The following is a 26,428-nucleotide window of genomic DNA, read 5'->3' on the forward strand; positions in this document are numbered from 1 at the left end:
GCGCCGAGCGTCTATGATGGGGAATGTTCAGAATACCGTGTTCTACACTGCCTAAGATTTCTGATGGTTTGCATCCTTGCCATTGAAACCAGTTGTGATGAAACGGCTGCCGCTGTCGTGCGCGATCGCCACATTGAAAGTAATGTGATTGCCTCGCAAATCAGCGCCCATGAACCCTTTGGCGGCGTTGTGCCTGAGGTGGCATCCCGTGCTCATTTGCAAAACATTAATGGAGTCATTGCCACTGCCATGGCTGAAGCCCACTGCGACTGGGCCGCTATTGATGCTATTGCTGTTACCTGCGCCCCCGGGCTAGTGGGGTCATTACTCATTGGGGTTACGGCCGCTAAAACCCTTGCCATGGTGCACCACAAACCCCTAGTGGGGATTCACCACCTCGAGGGGCACCTGTACGCCTCCTACTTGGCGGAACCGACCCTCGAGCCACCCTTTTTATGTTTGCTGGTGTCGGGGGGGCACACTAGTCTGATTGGGGTCTATGGCTGTGGTCAGTACCAACTGTTTGGTCAAACCCGCGATGATGCGGCTGGTGAGGCCTATGACAAGGTTGCCCGGCTGCTGGGGTTAGGGTACCCCGGTGGGCCTATGATGGATCGCTTGGCACAGAGCGGTAATCCCGATGCCTTTACGCTACCGGAGGGGAATATTTCCTTAGCCAATGGCAAGGTTCACCCCTACGATTCTAGTTTTAGTGGCCTGAAAACAGCGGTGGCGCGACTGGTGAGCCAACTGCGCGACACCCATGGTGATAACTTACCGGTGGCGGATATTGCTGCTAGTTTTCAGAAAGCAGTTGCCCACGCCCTGACGAAGCGGGCGATCGCCGCTGCGGTGGATCATGGATTCACAACCCTGGCAATTGGCGGTGGGGTGGCAGCGAACTCCGGACTGCGGCAGCACTTAACCGCTGCGGCCACCCCCTTGGGAATCCGCCTTATTTTTCCACCCTTGCGCCTGTGTACCGACAATGCCGCCATGATTGGTTGTGCGGCGGCGGATCATGTGCGGCAAGGGGAGCGATCGCCCCTGAGCTTAGGGGCTAAGTCTCGCCTGAGTTTACTGGAGCTTGGGCAGTTGTACGGGCGCTAACCAGCATTGACAGTAAAAAGAAGCCGAGTTGACAGGCCACAATACTCGGCCCCGAAGGCAAATTAAACGCAGCGGACATCAGGATGCCAGCGATCGCCGTGCCCACACCCACTGCGCTCGCCAAGAGCACATAGTAGGCGAACTGCTGCGTCCACAGCCGCGCACCACAGGCAGGAATAACAACAAAGGCACTAATGAGCAGTACCCCTACGGTTTTAATAGAGACTGCCACCACCAACGCCAACAGAGTAATAAATAGCAATCGTTGTAGGCGCACAGCCACCCCCCGTGCCACCGCCAAGGTTTCATTCACCGTAATTAATAGCTGCACCCGCAGAGTCAAGATCACAAAGAGGCAGACAATGCCGCAAAGGAACCCGCTCAACATTAAATCCTGTTGTTGCACCGCCAGAATATCCCCAAACAGTAAGTTGTTCAGACCACCGCGATAGCGATCGGCAAACGTTAGGAGCAGAATGGCTAAGGCAAGGGAAGCGGAATAGATAATATTGAGCAGTGCATCAGTCCACAGGCGAGTGCGCTCTAAAAGATAGGTGACGACCAACGCAAAAATAACAGCAAAGGGCAGCAGAACCAGCGATGGATTGATACCGAAGACCACGCCTAAGCTAATCCCCAGTAAGGCGGAATGCCCAAGGGCATCGCTAAAAAACGATAACTGCCGCAAAATTGTAAAGCTACCGAGGGCACCCCCCATCGCTCCGGTAAAGATCCCGCCCAAGAGTGCTCGCTGCATGAAGGGTAATTGGAACAGATCAATCACCCGCTCAAATATGGCTTGTAAGGCCACCATGGCTATGGGGCTGGGGAGCCAGCCACACGGGGAATGCCGAGGCTGTAGTTGCGCACGCGGCTATTGAGGTTATAGGCCACCTCCCCTTGCATCAGCAGGGCACGCACAAAGTGCTCTAGGTCGGAACCAATCCGCCGCAGATTGTACTCGGTTAACTCTTCGCCGGCGGCATTGGCCACGAGTTCCTGAAACTTGGCTTCTACTTTAGCAAGAGCCGCATCATTCCATTCCAGTTCGTTATCTGGATCGACATTGAGGGTCAAGGTTTCTGTGTCGGGGTGCACCTCGCCATCAAGGACGTAACCGGCGTAGAGGTGAATGTGGCGTGTGGTTGACTTGAGTAGCATAGGGTAGAAGCTGAGTGCAGTAGCGGCAATACCTCTCACTATACCAAGAACTGCTTGAACGCTTCTTTAGAAAATTTGATGGTTCTCCCAAAAAGGAGTAATATTAAGCGCTCTAGCGGCGACGGAGTTGCAACTGCTCATAGACTTGGTGCAGGGGAACCTTATGGTGAGCTAGGGCCACAAGCAGGTGATAAAACAAATCAGCCGCTTCAGCAGCGATCGCCTCGGGGTCATCCTCTTTACAGGCCATAACCACCTCAACGGTTTCTTCCCCCAGTTTTTTGAGGATTTTATTATCTCCTGCGGCAAACAAGCTACAGGTGTAGGAGTCTGGCTGGGGGCGATCGCGCCGCTGACAAATGACATCGTACAATTGGGACAGCGTATCAGCAGGGGGTGGTTCAATCTGTTCGCCCAAGGCACCGTGACGGTGAAAGCAACTGCGCTCACCAGTGTGGCAGGCAATGCGCCCAACTTGCTGCACACTCAGGAGTAGGGCATCACTATCGCAGTCATAGCGAATACTTTTGAGCCACTGCACATGACCGGAGGTTTCTCCCTTTGGCCAGAGTTCCTGACGCGAGCGGCTCCAAAACCATGTCCGCCCAGTTTCTAGGGTTTTTTGCAACGATTCACGATTCATCCATGCCATCATGAGCACTGTGCCGTCTAAATAGTCTTGGACAATTGCTGGCACTAACCCCCGCTCATCGTACGCAATCTGATCAAGGGGGAGACTAAAGGCAGGAGCACTCATGGAGGATTCATAGCAGTCACAGGATGACCCGGAGATCACGCCTACCACAAGCATCCTGTATTGCTGCTTCCTTCCGGACCTGACAAGGTTTAGGCGTTGCGATCGCATGATTCCGAGCCATTTACTATCCTACCACAGCGCGCTAGCCTTGGCCGACTCCCCGCTGCACTGCGGTAATGGCGTCCACTAGGGGCGATCGCAACGCGGCAATGTACTCAGGCCAACCAATTAGAATCGGCTGCTGGTGGGCAAGGGTTTGTCCCTGCAAGGCATCGGCATCAAAGCGGAGGGGGTTGCCGGCCAAATCGGTACACACCAGCCCTGCGGCGGTAGCCAAGGCCAACGGAGCCGTTGTATCCCAGAGTTTCACCCGCTGATTCAGGTACAGGTACAGTCCTGCCCGCCCTAAAATGACTTCAATGACCTTAAGACCAAAACTGCCCAAAAACTGAAACTGAACTTCGGGGAGCAAGCCATGAATGGCGTCACCGTAGGTGCGGTAGTCGCGATAACCAATCATCACTGGGCAATAGCTCTGGGTAGGGGGGGGTGGACAAATTGGCAGGAGGGGTACCGGCGGTCCACCGCTGCTCATTTGTAACAGTCCCCAATCTTTGCCACCGTAGTAAAGGTGATCTTGATTGGGAGCATAGATCCAGCCTGCCACGGGTGTGTAGTGCTCCAATAGCCCCACCATCAGGGAGTAGCCATGGCGATGGTGAATCAGATCGTCGGTGCCATCTAGGGGGTCGATGAGCCAATAGCGAGCCTTGCGTTCCTGAAAGACCGCTTGGGAGTCAGCATTTTCTTCGCTAATGATGCCATCCTCTGGAAACCATGTGCGGAATTTTTGGCTGAGGAGGCGATCTAAAAACCGATCAATGCTGGTGGCAAAATCCTGTCGCCCTTTTTCAATGACATCAAAGGGCTGCTGAGCGAGTTGGCGTGCCCGCTGTCCCGCTTGCCGCAGCAGTTGGTTAATTTGCCAAATTTGACTGGGGGTTACCGGAGGTGTTGAGGTCATAGTTCAGTTTCAGTGTCCCCCTCAGTATGCCGTAGGTTTCCCTGAGGTCGGGTGACTATCGCTGCCTCTATCGCTGTTGCAGCAGTGCCACTGCGTAGGCAGCAATACCTTCCTCTCGACCCACAGGGCCAAGTTTTTCGTTGGTTGTTGCTTTAATACTAATCTGATCGCCCGTAATGCCGAGGGTTGCTGCAAGGCGATCGCGCATTTGTGCTAGGTAGGGTTTAAGTTTGGGCCGCTCTGCCACCACCACGGCATCAATGTTGCCCACCTGCCAACCACGGCTGTAGATGAGCTCGGCCACGTTCTTGAGCAGCACTTGGCTATCTGCGCCAGCCCACTGGGGATCGCTGGGGGGAAAATAATGCCCAATATCACCGAGGCTTAGGGCACCTAGCAGCGCGTCCATAATGGCGTGGGTCAGCACATCGGCATCGCTGTGCCCCAATAGGCCAAGGGAATGTTCCAGTTCCACCCCTCCCAAAATGAGGGGTCGTCCTGTCACGAGTTGGTGAATATCGTAGCCGTTACCAATGCGAATATTCATACTGCAAACATCTCAAAAGAGCGATCGCCCAGCGTGCTAAAACTGAACTATCGCCCTTTATTGTTGCAGAATCCGACAGGGATTGAATTAGATATTGACTTCGCTGAGTTGCCGACACATATAGTCAAAGGGTTGCTCCACAACACTGGTCTCTTCAATCCCTGCCGCGGCAACGCGATCGCGCACAATTTCCTTCATAATTTGAATGCCGCGCACCGTTGGACCGATGGGCACGCCTAGGGAGTTATAGGTTTCCCGCAGCCCTTCGAGGACGCGCTCATTCAGCACATCCACATCTCCTGCTACCAAGGCATAGGTGGCATAGCGGAGGTAGTAGTCCATATCCCGCAAACAGGTGGCGTAGCGACGGGTGGTGTAGGCATTGCCCCCGGGTTGAATCAGTTCCGGTTGCTCTGCAAACAGGGCTGAACCCGCTTCCTTGACGATGGCAGCAGCATTTGCATTGATCACTGCCGCCGCCTTGACCCGTACCGAACCTGAGTTAAAGTAGGAGCGCAGACTGTCAACAGCATTGCGATCGAGGTAGCGACCGGTGGAGTCATAGTTTTTGATCAGTGTGGTGACGGCATCACGCATAGGTTTTTCTTACTCCTAGAACTGGTAAAAACTAGCGTCAACCCTAACGCCAGCCTAAATTGCGCGGATCTAAAATCGTACTTAGCTTACCATGCAAGGGATTCCCCGCCTTCGCCTCCGTTTACGGACTGTTGCGAACTATTACAAAAGTTAATAATTTGACGAGTGTCCGACGAGGCGATCGCGCAGGCGTTTAATCTGATCCCGATAGCGGGCGGCCTCTTCAAAGGCCAGCTCGTGGGCAGCCGCTTTCATTTTGGCTTCGAGATCTTGGATAATTTGCGGGATATCCTCTAAGCTAAGTGCTGCCAAATCCTGGCTGGGAATGACTGGGACTGGCTCAGCGTGCAGACGGCGCGAGACATCCAGAAACGCCAAAATCGCGTTGCTGGTTTTCTTGAGAATGGGTTGGGGGGTAATGCCGTGGGCTTGGTTATAGGCTAGTTGAATGCGGCGGCGGCGTTCCGTTTCCTGAATGGCCTTTTGCATACTGTTGGTTAAGGTGTCGGCGTAGAGTATTGCTTGACCCCGCACATGGCGAGCGGCGCGGCCAATGGTTTGAATCAGCGATCGCTCCGCCCGCAGGAATCCTTCCTTATCGGCATCGAGAATGGCCACGAGGGAGACTTCGGGCAAGTCTAAGCCTTCCCGCAGCAGGTTCACGCCAATAAGCACATCAAAGTCCCCTTGGCGGAGGGCTTCGAGAATTTCAATGCGCTCGATGGCATTAATTTCCGAGTGGAGATAGCGCACCCGCACGTGGCGCTCCTGAAAATACTCTGTGAGATCTTCGGCCATCCGCTTTGTCAGGGTGGTCACCAAGACCCGCTCGTGGCGATCGCAGCGCTCACGAATTTCGCCGTAGAGGTCATCCACCTGACCTTGGGTAGGACGGACAAAGATTTCTGGATCCACTACTCCTGTGGGGCGAATAATCTGCTCAATAACCCGACCGTCAGACACCGCCAGCTCCCAATCCCCAGGGGTAGCAGAGACAAAAATACACTGGTTCACCTTGCCCCAAAACTCGTCCGCCTTGAGGGGACGGTTATCCGCAGCGCTAGGGAGGCGAAAGCCATGGTCAATCAGCACCTTTTTGCGAGCTTGGTCACCGTTAAACATGCCGCGAATTTGAGGAACAGTCACGTGGGACTCATCCACCACCAGTAACCAGTCCTCAGGGAAATAATCTAGTAAACACTCCGGTGGCTCCCCAGCTTGGCGTCCAGCAAGGTGGCGCGAGTAATTTTCCACCCCATTGCAGTAGCCCACCTCCTGAAGCATTTCTAGGTCATAGCGAGTGCGCTGCTCCAGCCGCTGCGCCTCCAGCAGCTTATTTTGCGATTCCAAATAGGCCACCTGAGCCTTTAGTTCCTCCCTGATAGCGTCACAGGCCGCCTCAAGGCGTTCTTTGGGCGTGACAAAGTGCTTGGCCGGATAAATGCTCAGGCGATCGACACTTTGCAGCGTTTCCCCCGTCAGCGGGTCAACATAGCGGATGGCCTCAATATCATCGCCAAAAAATTCCACCCGAATTATCCGATCTTCATAGGCTGGGCCAATTTCTAGCACGTCCCCTTTCACCCGGAAGCGCCCTCGCCCCAATTCCACATCATTGCGGCTGTACTGAATCGTAGCCAACTGCCGCAACAGTTGCCGCAGATCCGTCTCGATACCGACTTCTAGGGTCACGGCTGCTTTGAGGTACTCAGCAGGAATCCCTAAGCCATAGATACAGCTAATAGAGGCAACGACGATAACATCCCGCCGTTCAAACAGGGAACGGGTGGCGGAGTGCCGCAGCATATCAATTTCTTCGTTAATGGAGGCACTTTTTTCAATGTAGGTATCGGTGACGGGGAGATAGGCTTCCGGCTGGTAGTAGTCGTAGTAGGAGATGAAGTACTCGACGGCATTCTCCGGGAAAAACGACCGCAACTCGTTGCATAACTGGGCGGCAAGGGTTTTGTTATGGGCTAGGACTAGAGTGGGGCGGCCAATCTCCTCAATGACTCGGGCAATGGTGTAGGTTTTGCCGGTACCCGTTGCCCCCAAAAGAGTTTGAAAGCGATGCCCTGCCTGAACCCCCGCCACCAGTTTGCGAATGGCTTGGGGTTGATCACCGGTCGGTTCAAAGGGGGCATGGAGACGAAACAGTGCAGTTTGCATGGATGATGCTTTTACTCTCTAGCTCATACCTTAACTCAATCGCCGAAAATTCCCCTAGCTTTGTAAATTTCAACAATTTTTGGAAAAGTTTGTTAGTTTGCTTTATCTAATTAGTAAAAATTATCACCGCACTAACGGGAGAGCCGCCAGTTTTTTGAGGTTGGCGAGGCCTATAGCTCTCAGGCAAGTTTTCTGGATGGGGATGAGGTGCCTAACTACAGTGAAAAACCCAACGGCTGGAACCCCTCTGGAAAATGAGCCAAATGGGGGCTGTATCGAACAGCTAATCAATCGTTGGGCAGCGCTGCGTGGCTAGATGCCAATTTCTTGGGGGGCTGCAAATTGCATCCCCTTTGCTCAAGGTGGTATATTAACGGTACTTAAGGGGGCGTGGCGGAATGGTAGACGCTGCGGACTTAAGAAATTGAGCCTTAGTAGAGAAATCTATTAAGTGACTGCTCTCAAACTCAGGGAAACCTACGTTTGCCCTTGGCAAATATGGCAATCCTGAGCCAAGCCGAGTTCATCAGGGGCGATCGCTTGTTTGGCAGGCTCTGTCAGTACGGCGATTATCGATGAACGCGGAAGGTGCAGAGACTCGACGGGAGCTACCCCACCGTAGGCATTCTACGCGGGTAAAGGGAGAGTCCAATCCTCAACACCTTGGGGTGGTCGCGAAAGCGTCAGGAGGATGAAAATCCGTTGACCTTAAACAAGTCGTGAGGGTTCAAGTCCCTCCGCCCCCACCACTACCGTTCACGATGGGGCAGGGCGATCGCGCCATGCTGTCCACTTACGGAAATGCCATGAAAGCAGAGTATCGGCAGCGGCAGCAGCAGTTTTTAGAAAAACTGGGCACTGGTGTAGCAGTCTTTTGTAGTGCGCCCCGTGCCATTATGCACAATGATGTGGACTATAACTTTCGCCAAGAAAGTAATTTTTACTATTTGACGGGGTTTAATGAACCGGAGGCAGTGGCAGTTTTCGCCCCGAGTCACCCTGAGCACCGCTATGTTCTTTTTGTGCAGCCGAAAGATCTTAGCCAAGAAATTTGGACTGGCGCACGCTTGGGGGTTGAGGCAGCCAAAGAGCAGTTGGGCGCAGATGCAGTGTATCCCATTGGGGAGCTAGACCAGCACCTAAGCCACTATCTAGAAACGGGTGATACGCTGTACTATCACTTTGGTCATCACGAGGCGTTTAACCAGAAAATTCTCAAGCACTATCAACGCCTATTAGCGACGCTGCCAAAACGGGGAACAGGTCCACGCGCTATTGCTGACCCCAGCTTAATTCTTGCGCCCATGCGGCAAATTAAGTCGCCAGCAGAGCTGGAGTTAATGCGGCGGGCGATCGCCATCACGGTTGAAGCGCACCAGCGGGCAAACGAGATCGCCGCCCCCGGACGCTGGGAGTACGAAATTCAAGCAGAGATTGAGCATATATTTCGTCTCAGGGGTGGGGATGGCGCCGCCTACCCGTCTATTGTGGCCTCTGGTGCCAATGCCTGTGTCTTGCACTACACGGAAAATCAACGGCAAATGCAGGCGGGAGATCTGCTATTGATTGATGCGGGCTGTGCTTACCAGTACTACAATGCCGACATCACCCGCACCTTTGCGGTCAGCGGCCAGTTCACAGGGGAGCAAAAAGCGATTTATGACCTTGTTCTAGCGGCACAACAGGCGGCGATCGCCCAGGTCAAACCCGGCCATCCCTACAACCACATCCACGATGCTGCTGTGCGTGTGATTGTTGAAGGATTAGTGGATCTAGGGTTACTGCAAGGCGACATCGACACCTTGATCAATGAGGGGAAAGAGACCAATAGTCAAGCGTACCGCACCTTTTTTATGCACGGCACCGGTCACTGGCTCGGCTTAGATGTACATGATGTGGGGCTGTACAAACACAACAAGGAGACATGGGTAACCCTGCAACCCGGCCAAGTCCTGACGGTTGAACCCGGGATCTACATTCATCCTGAAGCTACCCCTACCGAGGGGCAGCCAGACATTGACGATCGCTGGCGGGGCATTGGGGTGCGTATTGAAGATGATGTCCTTGTGACTACAACCGGTTGCGAGGTGCTGACCGCCGCAGTTCCCAAGTAAGTGGTGGATTTTTAATGGACACAGTAAACTACCCCGCCCTATAGGCGGATAGAGAATTCTACAGCACTAAGTTAAAAATTAGTGTGAATCGCCTCAACTGGACATGCAGCAACGCACTGCTCGCAAACAATACAACGGGAGCGCGTAAACTGTAGCTGAAATGTTTTTGGATGCAGCGTGAGGGCTTGGGTTGGGCACACGCCCGTGCATAAGCCACAGTGAACACAGGTCTGCTCATCAATCACAATTTCACGACTTGCAAGGGAGACCTCAATATTCTGCTGCCGCAACCAATCTAGTGCGGCCTCCATCTGATCAATATCTCCCGCTAGTTCTAGGACTAGTTTGCCCACTTGGTTAGGGGCAACTTGAGCACGGATAATATTTGCAGCAATATTAAAATCTTTTGCCAGTCGATAGGTGACAGGCATTTGAATCGTTCGTCGCGGAAACGTCAAGGTCACTCGCTTTTTCAAAGGATGATGCCCTTAACCTACCCCTTTAGGATAACCCGCAAGAATCCGCCGCTTCAAATCTTTGTTCAAATCTTTGATTGAAGCGCGAGATGAATGGCGGCAGCAATCTGCGGTAGGCTATTTATCGTGAATTCGGCTTGCCCTAATCCTTAAAGCCGTCACGATCAGACCGTACCCAAATGAAGACTTACAGGTCGTGCTGCTGAACTTGGGAGTACTGTGTAAGACTAAAGCAGTATGGGCGAAAGCTCATTACGGTAGAGATAGTTGGAAGCCCGCGCTCTATTCCATAACAATGAGTGTCGGGGAGTTCACAAGCAAGTTACTCAAGTTGTTGTAAGGTCTCAGTTGCATAACGATGAGTGAGCTGTTCTCAGCAATTGAAAACGGTGATTTAAGTGCAGTGATAGGGGCGATCGCCAGTGGTGCTAACCCCAATATTGCAAATGATGCAGGCGTGATGCCCCTTGCCATCGCCGCTGAACTGGGGCATACAGAAATCGTAAAGGTATTACTAGCGGCGGGTGCGATGGTGAATCAGAGCGATAGTGAAGGCTGGACACCGTTAATGGCAGCTGCAGGAGGAGGATTCACCGCCATTGTCGAACTTCTACTTACCGCAGGGGCAGATGTCAACGCCAAGACCGAGTTTGGACTGACCCCTCTAATGGCTGCGGCGGCAAAAGGACAAGCAGCCACCGCGCAGCAACTCATTGCCGCAGGGGCTGATCTGGATGCTAAGGATCACAACTCGTGGACAGCGTTGGTGTGGGCGCTGGATGGGAAACAAACCAAGGTGGTTGAAGTCATTAAAGCAGCGCGGGCACAACAACTGAAATCATGATTAAATACGTCGGCTTATTTTTAGCAACGGCTCCTGCAAGTCTTTTGCTGGCTCAGGTTGCTCGAACTGAACGCTTACGATTTGCCATGTTTGAGGCATTGCAAATTGTGGGTATTGTTGCAATTGCCATCTTTAGTGATTGGCTACTGATTCAACTGGGATGGAAATACCTACAAGAGCGGCTAAATCAACTACTGGTCACTACAGCGCAGCCATGGCTTAGCCTAGGTAGTAGTCTGATCCGCTTGATCCTGCGCATTCTGCTGTGGTCATTAGTCCTCTCTTGGGTATTACAGTCAGTAGAAAGTTTGTCCCCTTGGCACGATCGCATCGATAGCACAATTTCTTTCTTGCTACAAAAGATTTCTGTGATTTTTAATACCCCCTTTATGCAATTGGGGCAAACTGAAATCACCCTGAACTTCCTCTTTATCATCCTTTTTCTATCCATTACAGTTATTTTCACCTCCCGTTGGGTCAGTGAATGGATTAAAAACCGCATCTTAATTCAACTACGAGTGGATCGCGGTAGTCAGGAAACCATTACCCGAGTGGTGAGCTACAGTCTCAGTTTTGTTGGTTTTATCATTGTTTTACAAACCGCTGGGATTGACCTTAGCTCACTAACAGTCTTGGCTGGGGTGCTCGGAATTGGGTTTGGTTTTGGTTTACAAAATTTAGCGAGTAACTTTATTAGTGGCTTAGCAATTCTGCTAGAGCATCCCATCAAAGTGGGTGATTTTATTGAAGTGGATGGCTTGCTGGGCACAGTGGAAAAAATTTCGATTCGTGCCACCATCATTCGCACCAATGATAGCCAGTACGTTATTGTGCCCAACAACCGTTTCATTGAAAAGAACGTTGTCAATTGGAGTTATGGTAGTCCGGATAGCCGCATTCACATTCCCGTGAACGTTGCCTACGGCAGTGATACTGTTTTGGTGACAGAGGCGCTTCTTAGTGCTGCACGTCAGGATCCCCGTGTGCTGCTCAGTCCACCCCCCAGTGTGTGGTTTCGTAGTTTTGGCGAGAGTGCCTATGTCTTTGAGCTATTGGTATGGATTAATCGCCCTCAAGACTCGGAACCCATTAAAAGTGCTTTGAATTTCTTAATTGAGCAAGAGTTGCGGCAGCGGGACATTGAAATCCCATTTCCACAACTAGACCTGCGCCTGCGAGATGTCGGGGATTTACGGGCTATCACCCGCTATTATCGCCGTTCAACCCCAGCGTCTGAGTTGGCAGAGGTAACAGAAGCAAGCACCAGTGTGGCCAAACCCAAACCGAAATCAGCCAGCCCCCTGCCGCCACTATCGGATCTACTGCGCAACATGAGTTGTTTTACCCGCTGCTCCAATGCTGATTTGCAAATGCTGATTGAGCTAGGGACGCGCCGATTTTACGATGTGGGGGAGATCATTTTCCGTGAGGGAGATCCTGGCGATGCCTTTTACATTGTTTTAGAAGGATCCGTGGAGGTGCGCTCTGAGCACTTAGATCAAATTTTGGCGACCCTTTACCAAGGTGATTTTTTTGGTGAGATTGCTGTGCTGACGGGGATGCCGCGATCGGCCACTGTGCGAACCCTTGAAGATACCATCCTCTTTGTTGTCCATCGAGGAGCGGTACAACGCTTGCTACAGGCACAACCCCAACTGGCAGAGGACATTGCCCATGAGCTAGCGGCACGGCAGCAGGTTCTCCAAGAGTTGGGCTTAGCGGGCATGAATGGTAAAGGTACACCATCGCTGCCGCCATTGCACTGGATTCGACAACGGCTGCGCACGTTGTTTAGCGTTTAGGCTGCAGGGGTTAACTGGCTAATGAGGTCATGGTGCTGGGGAAACTGCTGTTGCAGGTGGTGACGGCTTGCTAGGCGGAAATCCCGAAAATCGAAGCCGGGTGCGACTGTGCAACCCACAAGGCTAAAGGTGTTGGGATCATTCACGGTGGCACCAAACCATGCGGTTGCTGGTACTACTTGCTGGAGTTGCTCACCGTCTTCAAGGTTGATCCCTAGGGGGAGTCGCTCATAGACACCGCTGGGGGTGATCATGTGAATGGTCAAGCCACTGCCAGCATAAAAATGCCACACTTCATCACTGGCAATTTGATGCAGCAGCGATCGCTCCCCTGAGCGCAGCAGAAAATAAATGCTGGTACTGTAGGCGCGATCGCCCCCCGCAAAGTGAGGGGGCAAGGCTACTGCTGGAATTGTGCCTGCTGCCCGATAGACTTCCCGAAAGTACCCCCCCTCAGGGTGGGGCTGAAGCTGAAGCGCCCTTACCCAATCCTCCGCTTGCCATGAGTTCATGCTTTTACCATGCCTTAGCTGGCTAGGTATTCGTACATTTGCTGCCGTCGCCGCCGTAAATGGTCTAAGGCTTGACGTTCGAGCTGCCGTACCCGCTCTCGGCTGAGGTTAAGCTGCTCACCCACCTTAGCTAGGGAGAGTTCCTGGCCATCGCTTAACCCGTAGCGCAGGGTCAGCACTTGCCGCTGCTGGGGGGTCAACTCCGCCAGCCAGAGATGGACATCATCCCGCAGTGACTCAACCGTGGTGAACTGCTCCGGCGAAATACTGTTGTCTTCGAGTAATTCGCCGAGTTCCGTATCTTGGTTATCGCCAACTCGGAGGTCAAGGGACACGGGCTGCCGTGCCAAGGTGAGGTATTCACGGATTTGCTCTGGCTCCAGCTCTAAGGCCGCAGCAATTTCTGCGGGGGTGGCACTGCGCCCTAACCGCTGGGACAGTTCCCGCTGGGTTCGCTTAATTTTATTTAGCTTCTCAGTAATGTGGATAGGCAAGCGGATGGTGCGCGCCTGCTGAGCGATCGCCCGCGTGATGGCTTGACGAATCCACCAGTAAGCGTAGGTAGAAAACTTGTACCCCCGGGTGGGATCAAATTTCTCCACCCCTCGCTCAAGGCCAAGGGTGCCTTCTTGCACCAAATCTAATAGTTCTAAATTCCGCTTTTGGTATTTTTTGGCCACAGACACCACCAGCCGGAGGTTGGCCTCAATCATCTTCTGCTTGGCTCGTTGCCCCCGCTTCAGCAGACTGTTCAGTTCCTTGAGACTGAGATTGCAGGCAGCCGCCCATTCTTCAAGGGTTAGCTCACGGCCTAAGGACTCCGCTAAGGCATCGTGCTTTTCCCGTAACGCCATCATTTGCTGGACTTGTTTCCCCAGAATGATCTCTTGCTCGTGGCTGAGGAGCGGCACCCGGCCAATTTCTTGGAGGTAGGTGCGCACCATGTCAGTGCTGATACTGGGACTGGTTGTTGTTTTTGCGGCGGAGTTTATCATAGCAGCACACATTCCAACGGTATTCAAAACGGTATTCAAAGGGATAGCAGCAGTTGCCGAAGGGCATACGTGTAGAGGGTTTCAAGGTTGGGGACGATAATGACTCGCTAGAAAAAAGTTGACCAATCATGTTTAGAGGTAGCCTAGCAGGAGTTAATTTTTTGACCTGTATCCTAATCTACTTAGACTTAAATTGTGCCCCTAAAGTTGCCAATTCATAACAGCCAACTTCTGAAATAAAAGTTAAATTTTGTCAACCAGTGGTAAGTCTGGCAATTGTGAACGCTGGGGATCATTCGGTTCGTCCTCCTGTATCAGGGGGTTCAAGGAGATCTCCAAGGGATCGCAGGTCTAAATGCAGGTTAAAGACATCGGCAAAGGATTGACTAAACTGCTCTCGCACAGATTCAAACTTAATGTCGGCTCTAAACTGTAGCAGGTTCCCCACCGGGCGATCGCCAATACCGCAGGGCACAATTTGACCAAAGCCCCGTAAGTCATTAACAACATTCAGGGCAATGCCGTGGAAGCTGAGCCAGCGGCTGACTTTGATCCCAATAGCGGCCACCTTATACCCCTCCACCCAAACCCCCGTGAGGCCAGCAACACGCTCCCCTTTTATGTCATATACCCGTAAAGTTTGGATGATGACTTCCTCCAACTGGTGGAGATACCAGTGCAAATCACACCGATGTCGCCGTAAGTTCAAGATTGGGTAGGCCACCAACTGCCCTGGACAATGGTAGGTGACCTCTCCCCCCCGCTCAACTCTCAGCACTGGGACAGAACAACCATCGGGTGCAAACTGTAAATGGTCGGTTGTGGCCCCCTGCCCAAGGGTGTAGATCGGTGGATGCTCTAGGGTCAACAGAACATCCGCCAACTGTGGGTTGCCCTTGCGCTGCTCGACTAATTGCCGTTGCCATGCCCACGCCTGCGGATAGGGGATCAGGTCAAGGGGGCAATACCAAGCAATGGGTTTATTCATACATCGCTCAACCTTGTCAAGGGCTAGAGGATAAGAATTATCACAGAACACGAATAAAGGTGAAGAGGACGGGGGTGGGCTGTAATCCCCAATACGAAAATGCTAGGGTGAGGGTAGATCAGCCTTTAATTCTTTACGTCTTTTGCTCAGGGGAGGCAACCCTATGAGGCTAGTGATTCATGGTAAAAATATTGACATTACCGATGGCATTCGCAGCTATGTGAACCAAAAAATTGAGCGTGCTGCCAGTCACTTTCAAAATGTCATTAACGAAATTGATGTCCACCTTTCTGTGGCTCGTAATCGCAGCACTGCCCCAAAACAAACCGCTGAGGTCACGTTATTTGTGAACGGGTCAGTGATTCGCGCTGAAGAAAGTAGTGAAAATCTCTATGCCAGCATTGATCTGGTTGCGGACAAAATTGCCCGTAAACTGCGCAAGCTTAAAGAAAAACGCCAGGATAAGGCGCGTACCAAAGAGGTTAACGCCGTCGCCGAAGCACCGGTGGTTGCTGATCTGGTGGGCGATCGCACCCCCCAATTACCGGAGCACGTGGTGCGGATGAAATATTTTGCCATGCCACCGATGACCATCCAAGAAGCGCTTGAGCATCTGGAAATGGTAGATCACGACTTCTACGTTTTCCGCAATCAGGAGACCGGCGAAATCAATGTGGTGTATGAGCGCAATCACGGTGGTTTTGGGGTGATTCAACCCCGCCCTACCTCCGGCGGCAATCACCATCACCATAAAGCCGTGGCGAAGTCTGCCCACTGAGGGTTGCGTAAATTCCCATAACTGGCTTAGGTTAGGAGGGCGCTCCATAGATAGCACACGTGAGTACTTCCTATGACCCCTGCCCCAACTGACCTCACGGATGAATTTGGCTTCCAAAGCATCTTTGAAAATGCCGTTGTGGGAATTTTCCAAACCGACTTGGAGGGGAATTATATCCGTGCCAATCGTGCTTTGGCGTTAATTTATGGCTATGATTCCCCAGCACAGTTGCTCCAAGAGCAGCCCAATGCCCGAGCCTGCCTTTATGTGGATCCACAGCAGCGGCAGCGGTTTATTGAGATGATGGCGCGCCAAGATACGCTGACCAACTTTGAGTCAGAAGTCTATCGTCGGGATGGGTCTCGCTGCTGGATCTCGGAAACCTGCCGGGTGGTGCGCAGCCCTGAGGGGCAAATTCTCTACTTTGAAGGATTTGTGCAAGATATTACGGTGCAGCATCAAGCCTTGGCTGGGTTGCAAGCGGCAGAGCAGCACCTAAAACAAAAAAACCTAGAACTGGAGGAAACCCTTAGCCAACTGCAAAAAGCGCAGCGGGAACTCATTTACTCGGAAAAGATGGCGGCCTTAGGACAGTTAGTGGCGGGTGTTGCCCACGAAATTAATACGCCTCTTGGTGCCATTCGCTCCTCGATTGAAACCATTAACCTCTGTACCGAGCGATCGCTACCCTTATTGCCAACCCTAGTGCGGCAATTGCCTGAAGGGGTGTTTAACCAATTCCTAGAGTTGTGTACCTTGTCCCGAGCAGACTCCCTTGCTCTGTCTAGTCGAGAACGGCGGCAGTACAAGCGCCAGATCATGGCACTTCTGGAGGCTCATGATATTGCGAATGCGGATGTGTGGGCAGACACCTTGGTGGACTTGGGAGTGCTGACAGAGGCAACGGTGCCCGTGGAACTACTGCGTACCGCTCAAGGACAGGAGGCAGTCACCCTTGCCCATCAGTTGGCCTTGCTCGAGCGCAGCACCCACACCATTACCACCGCTATTGAGCGGGCGGCCAAGGTTGTGTTTGCCCTGAAAACTTATGCCAGAGTGGATCAGAGCAGCCAAAAAGTCCCTGCCCAAATTATTGATGGCATTGAAACTGTGCTCACCCTCTATCACAACAAGCTCAAGCATGGCGTAGAGGTGGTGCGGCACTACGAACCCGTACCGGCAATCCATTGCTACCCTGATGAATTGACCCAAGTGTGGACAAACCTGATTCACAATGCCCTGCATGCCATGGACGATCGCGGACGGCTAGACATTGTTGTGCGGCGGGAGCAAACACAGATCTGTGTTGAAATTATCGACAGTGGTTGTGGCATTCCAGAGGCGGTATTACCCCSAATTTTTKAGCCATTTTTTACAACGAAACCCATTGGTGAGGGCAATGGGTTGGGTCTTGATATTGTCCGCAAAATTATTGATAAGCACCAAGGCCACATTGAGGTCAACTCTCAACCCGGTCGCACCCAATTCTGTGTTCGTTTACCCCTTGAGTAGTAGCTGCTATGCCTAAGCCAGTAATTCTGTGCGTCGATGATGAGCGCGTGATTTTGGAAAGCCTGCGTACCCAATTGCGAACTGCCTTTGGTGAGCGCTATTTCTACGAAACGGCTGAGAGTGCGGAGGAAGCACTGGAAATCATTGATGAGTTACAGGGAGACAGTGCCGATATTATCGTTATCGTCTCTGACTGGTTGATGCCCAAGGTGCGGGGGGATGAATTTTTAATTCAAGTGCATCAGCGGTTTCCCAAGGTGGTGAAGGTGATGCTGACGGGGCAAGCAGATGAAGCGGCGATTCAGCGGGCGATAGAGCAGGCTAACCTGCATCGCTGTTTGTATAAGCCATGGCACAGTGACGAGTTAGTCGAGACGATCCGTTCTGGCTTATCCCCTGAGTAACCTTAGGGGCGCAGGGTGAGCTGCCACTCATTGGTTTGGCGATCGCGCTGGAGTTGATCGTTTTCACCAATGACGTAGGGGCCCCAGTACCGCTTTGAACCGTCAAGGGTAAAGGCAACTACAATATCGCCGTGGCTGAGTTTGAGGGTGCCGTCGGGCAAAGACAACAATAACCCTTTGATACTGCCTTCCATGGGGGCAAAATCCCAGTGTACGGTTTTGCTGTCCGGGCGGGGGCGATCGCCTGCGGCTAACAGGACAACCCGCACCGGAAAACCTGTCTGATTACTGATGCGCAACCCGTCAGGCTGGGGGCTGGCCGGGGGTTGCGGCGGCGGCAAGGGGGCGGGAGAAACCCGTTCCGGTTCTGTTTCTACAATGGGCGGTGGCTGGGTCAGAAGATCAGGTTCCCACCACAGGGTGAAATGCAGTTGTGAGAGCACAATTGCACCAATAACCCCAATCACTACTGCGACAAGGTACGGTAAGAATTTAATTTGGATGGCCATAGAGAGTCTGTTGCTGCCAACGCCGCATTGCTACTTCATCCAGTGTAGAGAGTCAGCAGGGCAACCGCGGAGAGACTGTGGCAAATATCGATAAGTATCGGTATGCTGCGCTAGCCTATCGCTGGGCAAGGCGTTGTAAAGAAATTTCTGCTGCTGCTGCAACGTGGGGATGCTCGTCCTTGGCCAAATACTCTAAGGCTGACCGAGTTTTCGGGCTGGGGAGGTTGCCTAAGGCTTCCGCAAGTCGCTGGCGAATGAGCCAGTCCTCGGCAGTCACAAAGGGTAAAATCTCTTCAACAATGCTGGGGTCACCAATTTCCCCCAACGCCGCGATCGCCCCTTGGAGCATCACCACCTCGTTACTGCTTAAGGCTGAGCGCAGCACCTCAACCGCCCGCACATCCTTCAGGTTGCCCAGGGAAACTGCTGCACTAAAGCGCACTAACCAGTCGGTGTCTTCGTAAAAGGCACGCACGAGGGGGGCAAATGCCCGCTGATCTTGCAGATACCCTAATGCTCCGGCAGCATCAGCGCGAATGCCGTAGTCGGGTTCTGTTTCGAGGAGTTGCACTAAAATGTCAAAGCACTCTGGCGTGGGCTTAACCCCTAAGGCAAACACAGCCATGGAGCGGATTTGTAAATTATCATCCCACAGTACTTTTTTGATTAACGGGACAGCCTCAGGCGGGGGCACATCCCGCAGCGCCGCCAAGGCAAGGAGGCGATCGCGGGAATTCGGACTTTCAAGCTGGGTGGCAAGCTGCTCAAGGGATAGCATAGGTTTAACCTGAGAATAATTTACAAAATTTAACAATACACCTCCAATTATACGAAAATTCCCCAAAGTTCCCCAGTGGTAACCGTACTGGACTTTGGGGAGGCGTTAGAGTCAGAGCAATCCGCTAGAGGAGCTTATGGTTAATTGGCAGGAGACCTTAGCGTTTCCCTAGGGACGGGAAGAACTTTTGGAATTGCTTAATCGCAAAGGGCAGGATATTGCGAACTGCCCAAGCCCCTGCCAACAGTACCGGCAGTAACACAATGAGTACACGCCAATCCATAACCATGACCTCCCAGTAACAATATGAAAATGTTATGAGTTATTTTACCCTTTGCTTAAGCGTGGCGATCGCCCTTAACAGTCGGGTCCAGTGACACTCTCCCGACGCTCACCCTAGCGGGTAGATAGACGGTGTTTTTGCCCATCCACGTACTGGTGTATCAAATGTTTACCGAAGAACGCCGTAAAGCCCCTAGCTTTAGCGATGGGAAGCCTGCCAAAGCGTGCCCCCTCACCACAAGCCACTCATGCGGCAGCATAAAATGTTCGCTATAAATGTTCGCTATACAATAGACGTGATGTTTGGTGTTAGTTGCTATCGTGAGTTGGCAGCCGCATTGGAGACCGTTGACATCTGTGGTGGGGGTAGGGCTGGTCTTGCTATTGATGCCCCGGGCGATCGCCGCGACAACAACCCTCAAAGATTCCCCCAAAGCCCTTGTGGATGAAGCATGGCAGGTCATCTACAAAAACTATATTGACCAAACCTTTAATCAGTTGGACTGGCCGTCTATTCGCACTGAGTTGCTCTCAAAGCGCTACAGCGATCGCGATGCCGCCCATCGGGTGATTCAGCAGACGCTAATGCGCCTCAATGACCCCTACACCCGGTTTTTGCCCCCGCAAGAGTATAGCCAGCTTCTGTTACAAACCCAAGGTCAGCAGGTGGATGTGGGGATTACCCTTGTCGAGGCAGGGGAACTATTTCGGGTCAGCACGATCCAAGCAGGGTCGGTGGCAGCCAAAAGCGACCTCAAGGTTGGCGACGAGATCCTAGCGATTAATGGTCGGGGGAGCGATCGCCTCACCTTAGAGCGAGCCACCCTTGCCCTGCGCGGACCGGCAGGAAGTAAGGTGCGCCTTTTAGTGCGCCGTGAGGGCAGGCCACAGCCCTTTAGTATTGAACTGACCCGAGCCGGGGAGATTCCCCGCACCGTTAACTTTCAAACCCTGACGGTAGGTCAGCAGCGGGTGGGTTACATCCGCCTCAGTGGGTTTAATAGCCGCTCGGTGGAGGAGATGAAAGAGGCGGTAAACATCCTCAAAGGCGAGCGGGTGCAGGGGTTTATCCTTGATGTGCGCCATAATCCAGGGGGGCTGCTAGAGGCGGGGATTGAAATTACTCGCCAATGGCTAGACTCGGGGGTTATTGTCCGCATTCAGCAGCATCAGCGGGAAGACGCCATTCGGGCACAGCAAAACGCCATCAGTCACCTACCCCTTGTCGTATTGGTGAACCACACCTCCGCCAGTGCCAGTGAAATTCTAGCGGGTGCCCTACAGGATCAGGGACGAGCCACGGTCGTGGGCACTCGTACCTTTGGCAAAGTGCGGGTGCAGGCGGTACACGAAATGGCGGATGGCTCTGCCCTAGTGGTGACGATCGCCCGCTACTTAACCCCCCGTGGCACCGACATTTCCGCAGGGGGAATCACCCCCGATGTAATGGTGGCAACCGACCCAACGGTGGATTTAGAGTTGCGCCTTAATCCCAATCTTTTGCCGCGTCCCACAGACCCAGTCATGGTCAAAGCCCTAGAATTGTTAAACACCAAAATTAGCGATCGCCGCTCTGCCAATGTCCGCTGATGCTTTAGTCTCTCCCGCTGCTCCAGCCTTGATTGCCCCCTGCTCTCCGCTGCGGCTGGGGGTGCTTGCCTCCGGCAGTGGCACCAATTTTGCTGCCCTTGCGGCGGCGATCGCCAACGGCGAACTGCCAGCAACCCTTCAGGTACTGATCTACAATAACCCCAAGGCCTTAGTTGCCGAGCGAGCACAGCAGTGGCAGATTCCCAGTGTGCTCCTAAACCATCGGCACTACAATAGCCGCGAAAGCCTAGATGCCGCCATTGTCGAAACCCTAAAAACTTACGATGTCGAGTGGGTTGTGATGGCGGGTTGGATGCGAATTGTTACCCCTGTGCTCTTGAATGCCTATCCTCAGCGAGTGATCAATCTCCACCCCAGTTTGTTGCCCAGTTTTCGGGGGCTACACGCTGTTGAACAAGCTTTGGCTGCTGGCGTGAAAATTACTGGCTGTACGGTGCACCTTGTCGAAGAAGCGGTGGATAGTGGCCCAATTTTGGTTCAAGCTGCTGTTCCAGTCTTGGCGGAGGATACCCCCGCAACCCTGCACGCGCGCATTCAACGTCAAGAGCATCATATTCTTAAGCAGGCGATCGCCCACCTTGCTGCTGCCCACTCCCTGAGCCGTTAGCGGTGGCAGCCCAGCCACAAACTGACGATCATCACATTTGAGCAATCCCTGAGCGCATCTTGCGATTGCATGAGACGCATCAATCGTCAGTTAGCGAAGGGTCTGAATTTGCGGGAGACTCTTCATCGTCAATAGACGATAAAATACTACACTCTGTCCCCTTTTTTAGGTCGCTTAACCTAACTTTCAACACTTCTGCTTCTGTCGATAAACGGTAACCTATGGAACTGCGAGATCGCCTTGGGGGAGTCAATATTTACCTTGTCGGGATGATGGGTTCCGGCAAAACCACGACTGGCAAAGTGTTAGCAAAACGCTTAGGCTACGGCTTTGTGGATACTGATGCCGTTATTACACAGGTGCGCCAACAGTCAACTCGGGAGATTTTTGCCCGTGAGGGGGAAGCCTACTTTCGCCAATTGGAGCAGCAAGTTCTAGCGGAGGTATCCAGCTATCACCATTTGGTGGTGGCCACGGGCGGTGGCATTGTTCTCAGTTCGCTGAACTGGAGCTATCTGCGCCATGGAATTGTGGTGTGGTTACACGTGCCCATTGCAGTCCTGTGCGAGCGTTTAGCCGCAGATGCTGAGCGCCCTCTGCTGCAAGAGCAACCCCTCGAAGAGCGATTGAACCAGATCATGGCCGATCGCCATGCCCTCTATGCCCAAGCAGATCTCGAATTGGTGATCGGACAAACAGATACCCCCACCAAGGTGTGCGATCGCCTCTGGGAGGCTCTACCCAGTATTCTTAAGCCCATTGCTTCAGATGCACCCCCTAAAGAACCATGCTAGAACTTCTCGCCATCCTTTCAGCCGCGGCGGCTGGGGGCTTACGGCTAGCCTTACCGCTGCTATTGATTGGTTTGTTACAAGGGCCACAGCTATGGTCAGCAGTGCCGTTACTGGGGCAGCTATCCCCGTACTGGGTTGTGGGGGTTCTGACGGGTTGGGCGTTCCTAGAGCTATTTCTAAGGGGGCATCCTTGGGGATACCGTCTGATTATCTTGGTGCAACTCTGTTTTAGTCCCTTTGTGGGTGCCCTACTGGGGATGACGGTGGCTACAGCAACCGCAACCCCTCAATGGCTGGTGGGCACTCTCAGCGGCTTATTTGCCCTTGTGGTGCAACTGGTGCAGGTGGGATGGTTCTATCGCCTTGGCAAGCTACCGCGCTGGCTTGTAGTGGCTCAAGATATCCTGTGCATTCTCTTAATCTTATTTGCCCTCAAAGCGCCCACTCAAGGTGGCCTGATTGCCCTGCTGTTGCTGTGGCTAGTGGTGCGGAGTGCCAAGGATTGGCGACAACAGCAACAACGGACTCAAAAACAACTGCGCTGAGTCACTCTACCCCCCCAAGTCTTATGCTACAGTCTCCCTAGGGTGGACGGAGAACTCGTTATGGATATGCGTCAAAGTGTGATCGCAGCAATTGTGTTGGGGGCGATCGCCAGCGGTCAGAGCATTGCTAGTCCTTCACCGCAAGTGCGACAACTATTCACCACCAACGCCTGTCCGGGCTGTGACCTGAGTAATGCCGATCTACGTGGATATAACTTGGCTGGAGCAAACCTGCGGGGAGCCAATCTCCAAGGAGCCAATCTCCAAGATGCCACGCTACTGCTGGCCAACCTTGAGAGAGCAAACCTCAGTAATGCGAACTTAACAGCGGCCTACCTCGAACGCGCTAATCTGCAACAGGCGAATTTGACTGGCGCAACCCTCGTGCTAGCTACCCTGCGCCATGCTAGCTTCCGCCGTGCCAACCTCACGAATGCCAACCTCAGTGGTGCGGATATTCGCTATGGTGATTTTCGTCGCGCCAACCTCAGCAGTGCCAACTTCGAGCAAACAAACCTGCAATGGGCACGTCTGAACGGTGCAACTATGAATCAGACCAATTTTGAAGAGGCCTACCGCCCTCGTATGCCCTACGGCCTTAACCTGTGGTAGGAGCCGGCGATCGCGCTGAGGCTACAAACGGGTTGGCAACGTTCTGTAAACGTTCTGTACCTGCCACGTATTTTCGCCACTTTTGGGAAGTCAATTATGCCCAGCCTTCGATAGTCACATCTACGCGATCGCCCTCGTGAGACAGCGGTGCGATGTTCAGGTAATAAAGAGGAGTATCTGCGGATAGATTGCGCAGCCAGTGAAGGCATTGGGCATCCACATGGACGTAGGAGCCTGTTTCTACAGGGGTACGAGTTAAGGCAGTTACAGCCACCGCATTGGCAGGCGGAGTCATCGGACAGGTAATGAGTTCGCCAACCCCAGCCACAATTAAAAAGACATCATCCCCACGGTGGTGGTAGTGAGGGTAGTTTGCCTGTCCTGGCTCAATGCGATAGAGACTGGAGGCCAAGTCTGGATTGTGATGATCCAGCGGGCAAACAGCATAGCCCGGTCGTTTGGGAATCCACGTTTGACAACGGTCAACTAATTCTGGAAAGGAAAAAACAACCATAGTCGTTGGGGTCAATAGCCAAATTCTGTCTATGGGTTTATTGTATCCTCTAGCGATCGCGGTATCCTAGCTAGGCAGTGGGCTAAAGCCGGAGTCTTGGATGAGTATGCAAATCCCTGTGATTGTTGTTGGTGCCTTGGGCAAGATGGGTCGCGAGGTGGTTAAGGCGGTGCAGCACGCCCCAGATACTCAACTCTACGCAGCCGTTGATCGGCACCACATCGGTGAAGATGTTGGCGAAGTTCTGGGGGTGGGGGCGCTGGAGGTTCCCCTCAGCGGCAGTCTCCAAGAGGTTTGCGTTGCCGCAGCCCAAGAAAAACAGCCAGTTGTCATGGTGGACTTTACCCACCCCCAAGCAGTTTATGAGAATGTCCGCATGGCCATTGCCTACGGCGTTTATCCGGTGGTGGGGACGACCGGCCTCAGCCATGACCAGATTGCTGACCTTGCCGAGTTTGCAGATAAAGCAGAGATGGGAGCGGTGATTGCTCCCAACTTTTCGATCGGTATGGTGTTGCTGCAAGAGGCCGCTATTCGCGCTAGTCAGTACTTTGATCATGTGGAAATTATTGAACTGCACCACAATCAAAAGGCGGATGCCCCCAGTGGAACAGCCGTGCAAACTGCTCAGCGCTTAGCAGAGCTAGGTAAACCCTTTAACCCTGCCCAAGTAGAGGAAACGGAACATCTGGCTGGTGCTCGTGGTGCTCACGCTAGTGGCAATATTCGCATTCACAGTGTGCGCCTCCCAGGGTTAATTGCCCACCAAGAGGTGATTTTTGGCTCAGCAGGGCAAGTCTATACCCTCCGCCACGATACTAGCGATCGCCAATGCTATATGCCCGGTGTCCTCTTAGCCATTCGGAAAGTTATCCATCTCAAACGCCTGATCTATGGCCTTGAAAAGCTGCTCTGAGGGATAGCACATCTGGCACATTATCGAATTGGTAGTGGTGAACAGTTGACATCCTCCCTTCACTGCGCTCAGGAAGGGGATTCCATCGTCGCCGATGAAGGTTCCTGCTTCAACGAGGTGACGTACTCAACCCCTGCCTCCAGAAGATGAGTAGCGGCCTCCTCTCCACCGGCGTAAGGTTCTGTGTGCCCCACAGTGCGTCAACCTAGCTCCAAAATCTTGATAGTTGCGTTGGGGTCTCTGTCCAGCACAGTTCCGCACTGGCACAAATGAGGACGAGTGCTGAGGGATGTCTTGACCCAATGGCCGCAACACGAGCATGTCTGGGAGCTGTACTGAGGTGGGACAGCGACAGTTACCACCCCAAATCCGTTACCGGGCAGTCCTACACAGGTAATGATGCATTGTAAGCATGGATGAAATACCAGATTGCACCAATATGATTTTCTATACGTTGCCAGCTAACGGCTTTGTTTCTGGGTTGGGGTTGTACCTCCGGGTTGTCTGTGAGATGCACAGTGTGAGAGATCGCATAGCTATACATAGTGAGTAGTAGTTTATGCTTAACGGAGCGACCCTTTTGTAAATCGACTTATCTGTATGAAGCGATCCGCCTCCTCAGTGCCAACATTTGATGTAATGCTCATACCCACAATTCAGGCTCTGCAAATTCTGGGTGGGTCTGGTACGACTGAGGAGATTTATGAACAAGTTGCGAAACTTCTTAATTTACCAGATGAAGTGCTTGAAATCCCACATGGGAATAGCACAATGAGTGAAGTTGAGTACCGTCTTGGATGGAGCCGTACTTATTTGAAGAAATATGGGCTTTTGCAGAATTCGTCGCGGGGGGTATGGTCGTTATTATCAACTATCAGTCTTGATGACTTAGATCCCAAGGAAATTGTCAAGGCTGTTCGAGATGCAGAGAAGAGCAAAGTTGTTTCTTCAGACCCAATAACTGAAACAGATAAATCAATCGAACCCTTGGAAGAACTCGCATGGCATCAGCAGTTGCATAACATGCTTCTAGAGCTTGAACCCTCTGCATTTGAGCGTTTGGTACAGCGCCTACTGCGTGAATCTGGTTTTATCCAAGTTCAAGTTACAGGGAGATCTGGCGATGGTGGCATTGATGGAGTTGGTATTGCTCGCATCAACGGTTTCTTGAGTTTCCATGTTCTTTTCCAATGTAAGCGTTATCAAGGTTCAGTATCAGCGGGTCAAATTCGAGATTTTCGGGGAGCCATGCAAGGTCGCACTGATAAGGGATTATTTATCACAACTGGTACATTTACGAGAGATGCGATTAAGGAGGCAACCAGAGATGGTGCACCCCCGATTGACTTGATTGATGGTGAGCAGCTAGTCCAACGCTTGAAAGAGTTAGGGCTTGGTGTCAAGATCACGATGATCGAGTCAGTAGAAATCGATGTCGGTTGGTTTGCAAAAATTTAGTTCAATGAGGGC

At 52.6% G+C, this 26,428-nt stretch carries 30 protein-coding genes and 1 other RNA gene; 14 read left to right on the forward strand and 17 right to left on the reverse strand.

Features of this window, described 5'->3' with window-relative positions:
* Window positions 1-63 precede the first annotated feature (63 nt).
* On the forward strand, window positions 64-1,110 hold the full coding sequence (tsaD, locus tag L5220_RS02925; protein WP_448527030.1) for a tRNA (adenosine(37)-N6)-threonylcarbamoyltransferase complex transferase subunit TsaD: 1,047 nt from the start codon (window positions 64-66) through the stop codon (window positions 1,108-1,110).
* On the opposite strand, the gene L5220_RS02930 is transcribed toward tsaD, so the two are convergent.
* The 8 genes from L5220_RS02930 to uvrB form a co-directional block, all read right to left on the reverse strand.
* Window positions 1,061-1,924, reverse strand: a complete 864-nt coding sequence (locus L5220_RS02930; protein ID WP_499571495.1) for a metal ABC transporter permease — start codon at window positions 1,922-1,924, stop codon at window positions 1,061-1,063. The genes tsaD and L5220_RS02930 overlap by 50 nt on opposite strands.
* A gap of 2 nt (window positions 1,925-1,926) precedes the next feature.
* A complete protein-coding gene (gene ndhM / locus L5220_RS02935) occupies window positions 1,927-2,271 on the reverse strand; it encodes a photosynthetic/respiratory NAD(P)H-quinone oxidoreductase subunit M (RefSeq protein ID WP_099798791.1) in 345 nt (114 codons plus the stop codon).
* Between the two features lie 112 nt (window positions 2,272-2,383).
* Window positions 2,384-3,028, reverse strand: a complete 645-nt coding sequence (hisIE, locus tag L5220_RS02940) for a bifunctional phosphoribosyl-AMP cyclohydrolase/phosphoribosyl-ATP diphosphatase HisIE (protein ID WP_099798792.1) — start codon at window positions 3,026-3,028, stop codon at window positions 2,384-2,386.
* 22 nt (window positions 3,029-3,050) lie between these two features.
* Window positions 3,051-3,147, reverse strand: an RNA gene (ffs, locus tag L5220_RS02945) — signal recognition particle sRNA small type.
* Window positions 3,148-3,170: 23 nt separating this feature from the next.
* Window positions 3,171-4,052, reverse strand: a complete 882-nt coding sequence (locus tag L5220_RS02950) for a 3'(2'),5'-bisphosphate nucleotidase CysQ family protein (protein ID WP_448514645.1) — start codon at window positions 4,050-4,052, stop codon at window positions 3,171-3,173.
* Window positions 4,053-4,119: 67 nt separating this feature from the next.
* Window positions 4,120-4,599, reverse strand: coding sequence for a 2-C-methyl-D-erythritol 2,4-cyclodiphosphate synthase (gene ispF, locus L5220_RS02955; protein WP_499571497.1), 480 nt, complete (start codon window positions 4,597-4,599; stop codon window positions 4,120-4,122).
* Window positions 4,600-4,686: 87 nt separating this feature from the next.
* Complete coding sequence (gene apcB / locus L5220_RS02960) at window positions 4,687-5,196, reverse strand: allophycocyanin subunit beta (protein ID WP_099798794.1); 510 nt, start codon at window positions 5,194-5,196, stop codon at window positions 4,687-4,689.
* Between the two features lie 150 nt (window positions 5,197-5,346).
* Window positions 5,347-7,365: an excinuclease ABC subunit UvrB gene (gene uvrB / locus L5220_RS02965; RefSeq protein ID WP_499571499.1), complete on the reverse strand. Its 2,019-nt coding sequence runs from the start codon at window positions 7,363-7,365 to the stop codon at window positions 5,347-5,349.
* Window positions 7,366-8,171: 806 nt separating this feature from the next.
* On the opposite strand from uvrB, the gene L5220_RS02970 reads away from it, so the two are divergent.
* The gene (locus tag L5220_RS02970) at window positions 8,172-9,479 is read left to right on the forward strand and encodes an aminopeptidase P N-terminal domain-containing protein (RefSeq protein ID WP_448514654.1); all 1,308 of its coding nucleotides are present in this window, start codon (window positions 8,172-8,174) and stop codon (window positions 9,477-9,479) included.
* A gap of 71 nt (window positions 9,480-9,550) precedes the next feature.
* Here the strand turns inward: L5220_RS02970 and L5220_RS02975 are convergent, their stop codons facing one another.
* Complete coding sequence (locus L5220_RS02975; protein ID WP_448514649.1) at window positions 9,551-9,955, reverse strand: NIL domain-containing protein; 405 nt, start codon at window positions 9,953-9,955, stop codon at window positions 9,551-9,553.
* Window positions 9,956-10,313: 358 nt separating this feature from the next.
* Between L5220_RS02975 and L5220_RS02980 the strand changes: the two genes are divergently transcribed.
* Both L5220_RS02980 and L5220_RS02985 read left to right on the forward strand, forming a co-directional pair.
* Window positions 10,314-10,799, forward strand: coding sequence for an ankyrin repeat domain-containing protein (locus L5220_RS02980; protein ID WP_099798797.1), 486 nt, complete (start codon window positions 10,314-10,316; stop codon window positions 10,797-10,799).
* The gene (locus L5220_RS02985; protein ID WP_448514650.1) at window positions 10,796-12,601 is read left to right on the forward strand and encodes a cyclic nucleotide-binding domain-containing protein; all 1,806 of its coding nucleotides are present in this window, start codon (window positions 10,796-10,798) and stop codon (window positions 12,599-12,601) included. Before L5220_RS02980 ends, L5220_RS02985 begins: the two co-directional genes overlap by 4 nt.
* On the opposite strand, the gene L5220_RS02990 is transcribed toward L5220_RS02985, so the two are convergent.
* The 3 genes from L5220_RS02990 to lipB all read right to left on the reverse strand — a co-directional run bounded on the left by L5220_RS02990 (window position 12,598) and on the right by lipB (window position 15,096).
* A complete protein-coding gene (locus L5220_RS02990) occupies window positions 12,598-13,113 on the reverse strand; it encodes a cupin domain-containing protein (protein ID WP_499571502.1) in 516 nt (171 codons plus the stop codon). The genes L5220_RS02985 and L5220_RS02990 overlap by 4 nt on opposite strands.
* 14 nt (window positions 13,114-13,127) lie before the next feature.
* Window positions 13,128-14,108 (reverse strand): RNA polymerase sigma factor, RpoD/SigA family, encoded by a 981-nt coding sequence (locus L5220_RS02995; RefSeq protein ID WP_499497911.1) that lies wholly within the window; start codon window positions 14,106-14,108, stop codon window positions 13,128-13,130.
* 292 nt (window positions 14,109-14,400) lie between these two features.
* Window positions 14,401-15,096 carry a lipoyl(octanoyl) transferase LipB gene (lipB, locus tag L5220_RS03000; RefSeq protein ID WP_499571504.1) on the reverse strand — a complete coding sequence of 232 codons (696 nt, stop codon included), beginning with the start codon at window positions 15,094-15,096 and terminating at the stop codon, window positions 14,401-14,403.
* Window positions 15,097-15,259: 163 nt separating this feature from the next.
* Here lipB and hpf point away from each other — a divergent pair, with 163 nt between their 5' ends.
* From hpf to L5220_RS03015, 3 genes are all read left to right on the forward strand, one after another.
* Window positions 15,260-15,874: a ribosome hibernation-promoting factor, HPF/YfiA family gene (hpf, locus tag L5220_RS03005; protein WP_099798802.1), complete on the forward strand. Its 615-nt coding sequence runs from the start codon at window positions 15,260-15,262 to the stop codon at window positions 15,872-15,874.
* A gap of 72 nt (window positions 15,875-15,946) precedes the next feature.
* Window positions 15,947-17,386, forward strand: a complete 1,440-nt coding sequence (locus tag L5220_RS03010; RefSeq protein ID WP_499571506.1) for a sensor histidine kinase — start codon at window positions 15,947-15,949, stop codon at window positions 17,384-17,386.
* An 8-nt stretch (window positions 17,387-17,394) separates the two neighbouring features.
* Complete coding sequence (locus L5220_RS03015) at window positions 17,395-17,790, forward strand: response regulator (RefSeq protein ID WP_099798804.1); 396 nt, start codon at window positions 17,395-17,397, stop codon at window positions 17,788-17,790.
* A 2-nt stretch (window positions 17,791-17,792) separates the two neighbouring features.
* Here L5220_RS03015 and L5220_RS03020 read toward each other — a convergent pair whose 3' ends face one another.
* From L5220_RS03020 to L5220_RS03030, 3 genes are all read right to left on the reverse strand, one after another.
* Window positions 17,793-18,299 (reverse strand): hypothetical protein, encoded by a 507-nt coding sequence (locus L5220_RS03020; protein ID WP_499571508.1) that lies wholly within the window; start codon window positions 18,297-18,299, stop codon window positions 17,793-17,795.
* Between the two features lie 115 nt (window positions 18,300-18,414).
* The gene (locus L5220_RS03025; protein ID WP_499571510.1) at window positions 18,415-19,077 is read right to left on the reverse strand and encodes a HEAT repeat domain-containing protein; all 663 of its coding nucleotides are present in this window, start codon (window positions 19,075-19,077) and stop codon (window positions 18,415-18,417) included.
* Window positions 19,078-19,234: 157 nt separating this feature from the next.
* Window positions 19,235-19,360 carry a photosystem II protein Y gene (locus tag L5220_RS03030; protein ID WP_198405917.1) on the reverse strand — a complete coding sequence of 42 codons (126 nt, stop codon included), beginning with the start codon at window positions 19,358-19,360 and terminating at the stop codon, window positions 19,235-19,237.
* 356 nt (window positions 19,361-19,716) lie between these two features.
* Between L5220_RS03030 and L5220_RS03035 the strand changes: the two genes are divergently transcribed.
* From L5220_RS03035 to L5220_RS03055, 5 genes are all read left to right on the forward strand, one after another.
* Complete coding sequence (locus L5220_RS03035) at window positions 19,717-20,949, forward strand: S41 family peptidase (RefSeq protein ID WP_499571721.1); 1,233 nt, start codon at window positions 19,717-19,719, stop codon at window positions 20,947-20,949.
* Window positions 20,939-21,577, forward strand: coding sequence for a phosphoribosylglycinamide formyltransferase (purN, locus tag L5220_RS03040; RefSeq protein ID WP_099798808.1), 639 nt, complete (start codon window positions 20,939-20,941; stop codon window positions 21,575-21,577). Before L5220_RS03035 ends, purN begins: the two co-directional genes overlap by 11 nt.
* Before the next feature lie 221 nt (window positions 21,578-21,798).
* Window positions 21,799-22,371, forward strand: a complete 573-nt coding sequence (locus L5220_RS03045) for a shikimate kinase (RefSeq protein WP_499571512.1) — start codon at window positions 21,799-21,801, stop codon at window positions 22,369-22,371.
* Window positions 22,365-22,916: a DUF4126 domain-containing protein gene (locus tag L5220_RS03050; protein WP_448526280.1), complete on the forward strand. Its 552-nt coding sequence runs from the start codon at window positions 22,365-22,367 to the stop codon at window positions 22,914-22,916. Before L5220_RS03045 ends, L5220_RS03050 begins: the two co-directional genes overlap by 7 nt.
* Window positions 22,917-22,976: 60 nt before the next feature.
* Window positions 22,977-23,528 (forward strand): pentapeptide repeat-containing protein, encoded by a 552-nt coding sequence (locus L5220_RS03055; RefSeq protein WP_499571514.1) that lies wholly within the window; start codon window positions 22,977-22,979, stop codon window positions 23,526-23,528.
* Between the two features lie 94 nt (window positions 23,529-23,622).
* Here L5220_RS03055 and L5220_RS03060 read toward each other — a convergent pair whose 3' ends face one another.
* Entirely contained in the window at window positions 23,623-24,042 is a 420-nt protein-coding gene (locus L5220_RS03060; protein WP_448514333.1) for a cupin domain-containing protein, read from the reverse strand.
* Window positions 24,043-24,142: 100 nt separating this feature from the next.
* Here L5220_RS03060 and dapB point away from each other — a divergent pair, with 100 nt between their 5' ends.
* Window positions 24,143-24,958: a 4-hydroxy-tetrahydrodipicolinate reductase gene (gene dapB, locus L5220_RS03065; protein ID WP_099798812.1), complete on the forward strand. Its 816-nt coding sequence runs from the start codon at window positions 24,143-24,145 to the stop codon at window positions 24,956-24,958.
* 200 nt (window positions 24,959-25,158) lie between these two features.
* Here the strand turns inward: dapB and L5220_RS03070 are convergent, their stop codons facing one another.
* On the reverse strand, window positions 25,159-25,320 hold the full coding sequence (locus tag L5220_RS03070) for a zinc ribbon domain-containing protein (protein WP_499571516.1): 162 nt from the start codon (window positions 25,318-25,320) through the stop codon (window positions 25,159-25,161).
* A 238-nt stretch (window positions 25,321-25,558) separates the two neighbouring features.
* Between L5220_RS03070 and L5220_RS03075 the strand changes: the two genes are divergently transcribed.
* Window positions 25,559-26,416, forward strand: a complete 858-nt coding sequence (locus tag L5220_RS03075; protein WP_499571518.1) for a restriction endonuclease — start codon at window positions 25,559-25,561, stop codon at window positions 26,414-26,416.
* Window positions 26,417-26,428 lie beyond the last annotated feature (12 nt).

The organism is Synechococcus sp. PCC 6716, assembly GCF_022570815.1.
Classification (GTDB): domain Bacteria; phylum Cyanobacteriota; class Cyanobacteriia; order Thermosynechococcales; family Thermosynechococcaceae; genus Thermosynechococcus; species Thermosynechococcus lividus.

Bases quoted from the DNA above. Each gene is read 5' to 3' on its own strand.
- L5220_RS03075 (WP_499571518.1), top strand. From the start codon at position 25,559: ATGAAGCGATCCGCCTCCTCAGTGCCAACATTTGATGTAATGCTCATA.
- L5220_RS03020 (WP_499571508.1), bottom strand. From the start codon at position 18,299: ATGGCCATCCAAATTAAATTCTTACCGTACCTTGTCGCAGTAGTGATT.
- L5220_RS02990 (WP_499571502.1), bottom strand. From the start codon at position 13,113: ATGAACTCATGGCAAGCGGAGGATTGGGTAAGGGCGCTTCAGCTTCAG.
- L5220_RS03045 (WP_499571512.1), top strand. From the start codon at position 21,799: ATGGAACTGCGAGATCGCCTTGGGGGAGTCAATATTTACCTTGTCGGG.
- L5220_RS02970 (WP_448514654.1), top strand. From the start codon at position 8,172: ATGAAAGCAGAGTATCGGCAGCGGCAGCAGCAGTTTTTAGAAAAACTG.
- L5220_RS03025 (WP_499571510.1), bottom strand. From the start codon at position 19,077: ATGCTATCCCTTGAGCAGCTTGCCACCCAGCTTGAAAGTCCGAATTCC.
- lipB (WP_499571504.1), bottom strand. From the start codon at position 15,096: ATGAATAAACCCATTGCTTGGTATTGCCCCCTTGACCTGATCCCCTAT.
- L5220_RS02985 (WP_448514650.1), top strand. From the start codon at position 10,796: ATGATTAAATACGTCGGCTTATTTTTAGCAACGGCTCCTGCAAGTCTT.
- uvrB (WP_499571499.1), bottom strand. From the start codon at position 7,365: ATGCAAACTGCACTGTTTCGTCTCCATGCCCCCTTTGAACCGACCGGT.
- L5220_RS03030 (WP_198405917.1), bottom strand. From the start codon at position 19,360: ATGGATTGGCGTGTACTCATTGTGTTACTGCCGGTACTGTTGGCAGGG.
- dapB (WP_099798812.1), top strand. From the start codon at position 24,143: ATGAGTATGCAAATCCCTGTGATTGTTGTTGGTGCCTTGGGCAAGATG.
- L5220_RS02950 (WP_448514645.1), bottom strand. From the start codon at position 4,052: ATGACCTCAACACCTCCGGTAACCCCCAGTCAAATTTGGCAAATTAAC.
- L5220_RS02930 (WP_499571495.1), bottom strand. From the start codon at position 1,924: ATGGTGGCCTTACAAGCCATATTTGAGCGGGTGATTGATCTGTTCCAA.
- L5220_RS03050 (WP_448526280.1), top strand. From the start codon at position 22,365: ATGCTAGAACTTCTCGCCATCCTTTCAGCCGCGGCGGCTGGGGGCTTA.
- ndhM (WP_099798791.1), bottom strand. From the start codon at position 2,271: ATGCTACTCAAGTCAACCACACGCCACATTCACCTCTACGCCGGTTAC.
- apcB (WP_099798794.1), bottom strand. From the start codon at position 5,196: ATGCGTGATGCCGTCACCACACTGATCAAAAACTATGACTCCACCGGT.
- L5220_RS02995 (WP_499497911.1), bottom strand. From the start codon at position 14,108: ATGATAAACTCCGCCGCAAAAACAACAACCAGTCCCAGTATCAGCACT.
- L5220_RS03015 (WP_099798804.1), top strand. From the start codon at position 17,395: ATGCCTAAGCCAGTAATTCTGTGCGTCGATGATGAGCGCGTGATTTTG.
- L5220_RS02980 (WP_099798797.1), top strand. From the start codon at position 10,314: ATGAGTGAGCTGTTCTCAGCAATTGAAAACGGTGATTTAAGTGCAGTG.
- tsaD (WP_448527030.1), top strand. From the start codon at position 64: ATGGTTTGCATCCTTGCCATTGAAACCAGTTGTGATGAAACGGCTGCC.
- L5220_RS03055 (WP_499571514.1), top strand. From the start codon at position 22,977: ATGGATATGCGTCAAAGTGTGATCGCAGCAATTGTGTTGGGGGCGATC.
- ispF (WP_499571497.1), bottom strand. From the start codon at position 4,599: ATGAATATTCGCATTGGTAACGGCTACGATATTCACCAACTCGTGACA.
- purN (WP_099798808.1), top strand. From the start codon at position 20,939: ATGTCCGCTGATGCTTTAGTCTCTCCCGCTGCTCCAGCCTTGATTGCC.
- hisIE (WP_099798792.1), bottom strand. From the start codon at position 3,028: ATGAGTGCTCCTGCCTTTAGTCTCCCCCTTGATCAGATTGCGTACGAT.
- hpf (WP_099798802.1), top strand. From the start codon at position 15,260: ATGAGGCTAGTGATTCATGGTAAAAATATTGACATTACCGATGGCATT.
- L5220_RS03060 (WP_448514333.1), bottom strand. From the start codon at position 24,042: ATGGTTGTTTTTTCCTTTCCAGAATTAGTTGACCGTTGTCAAACGTGG.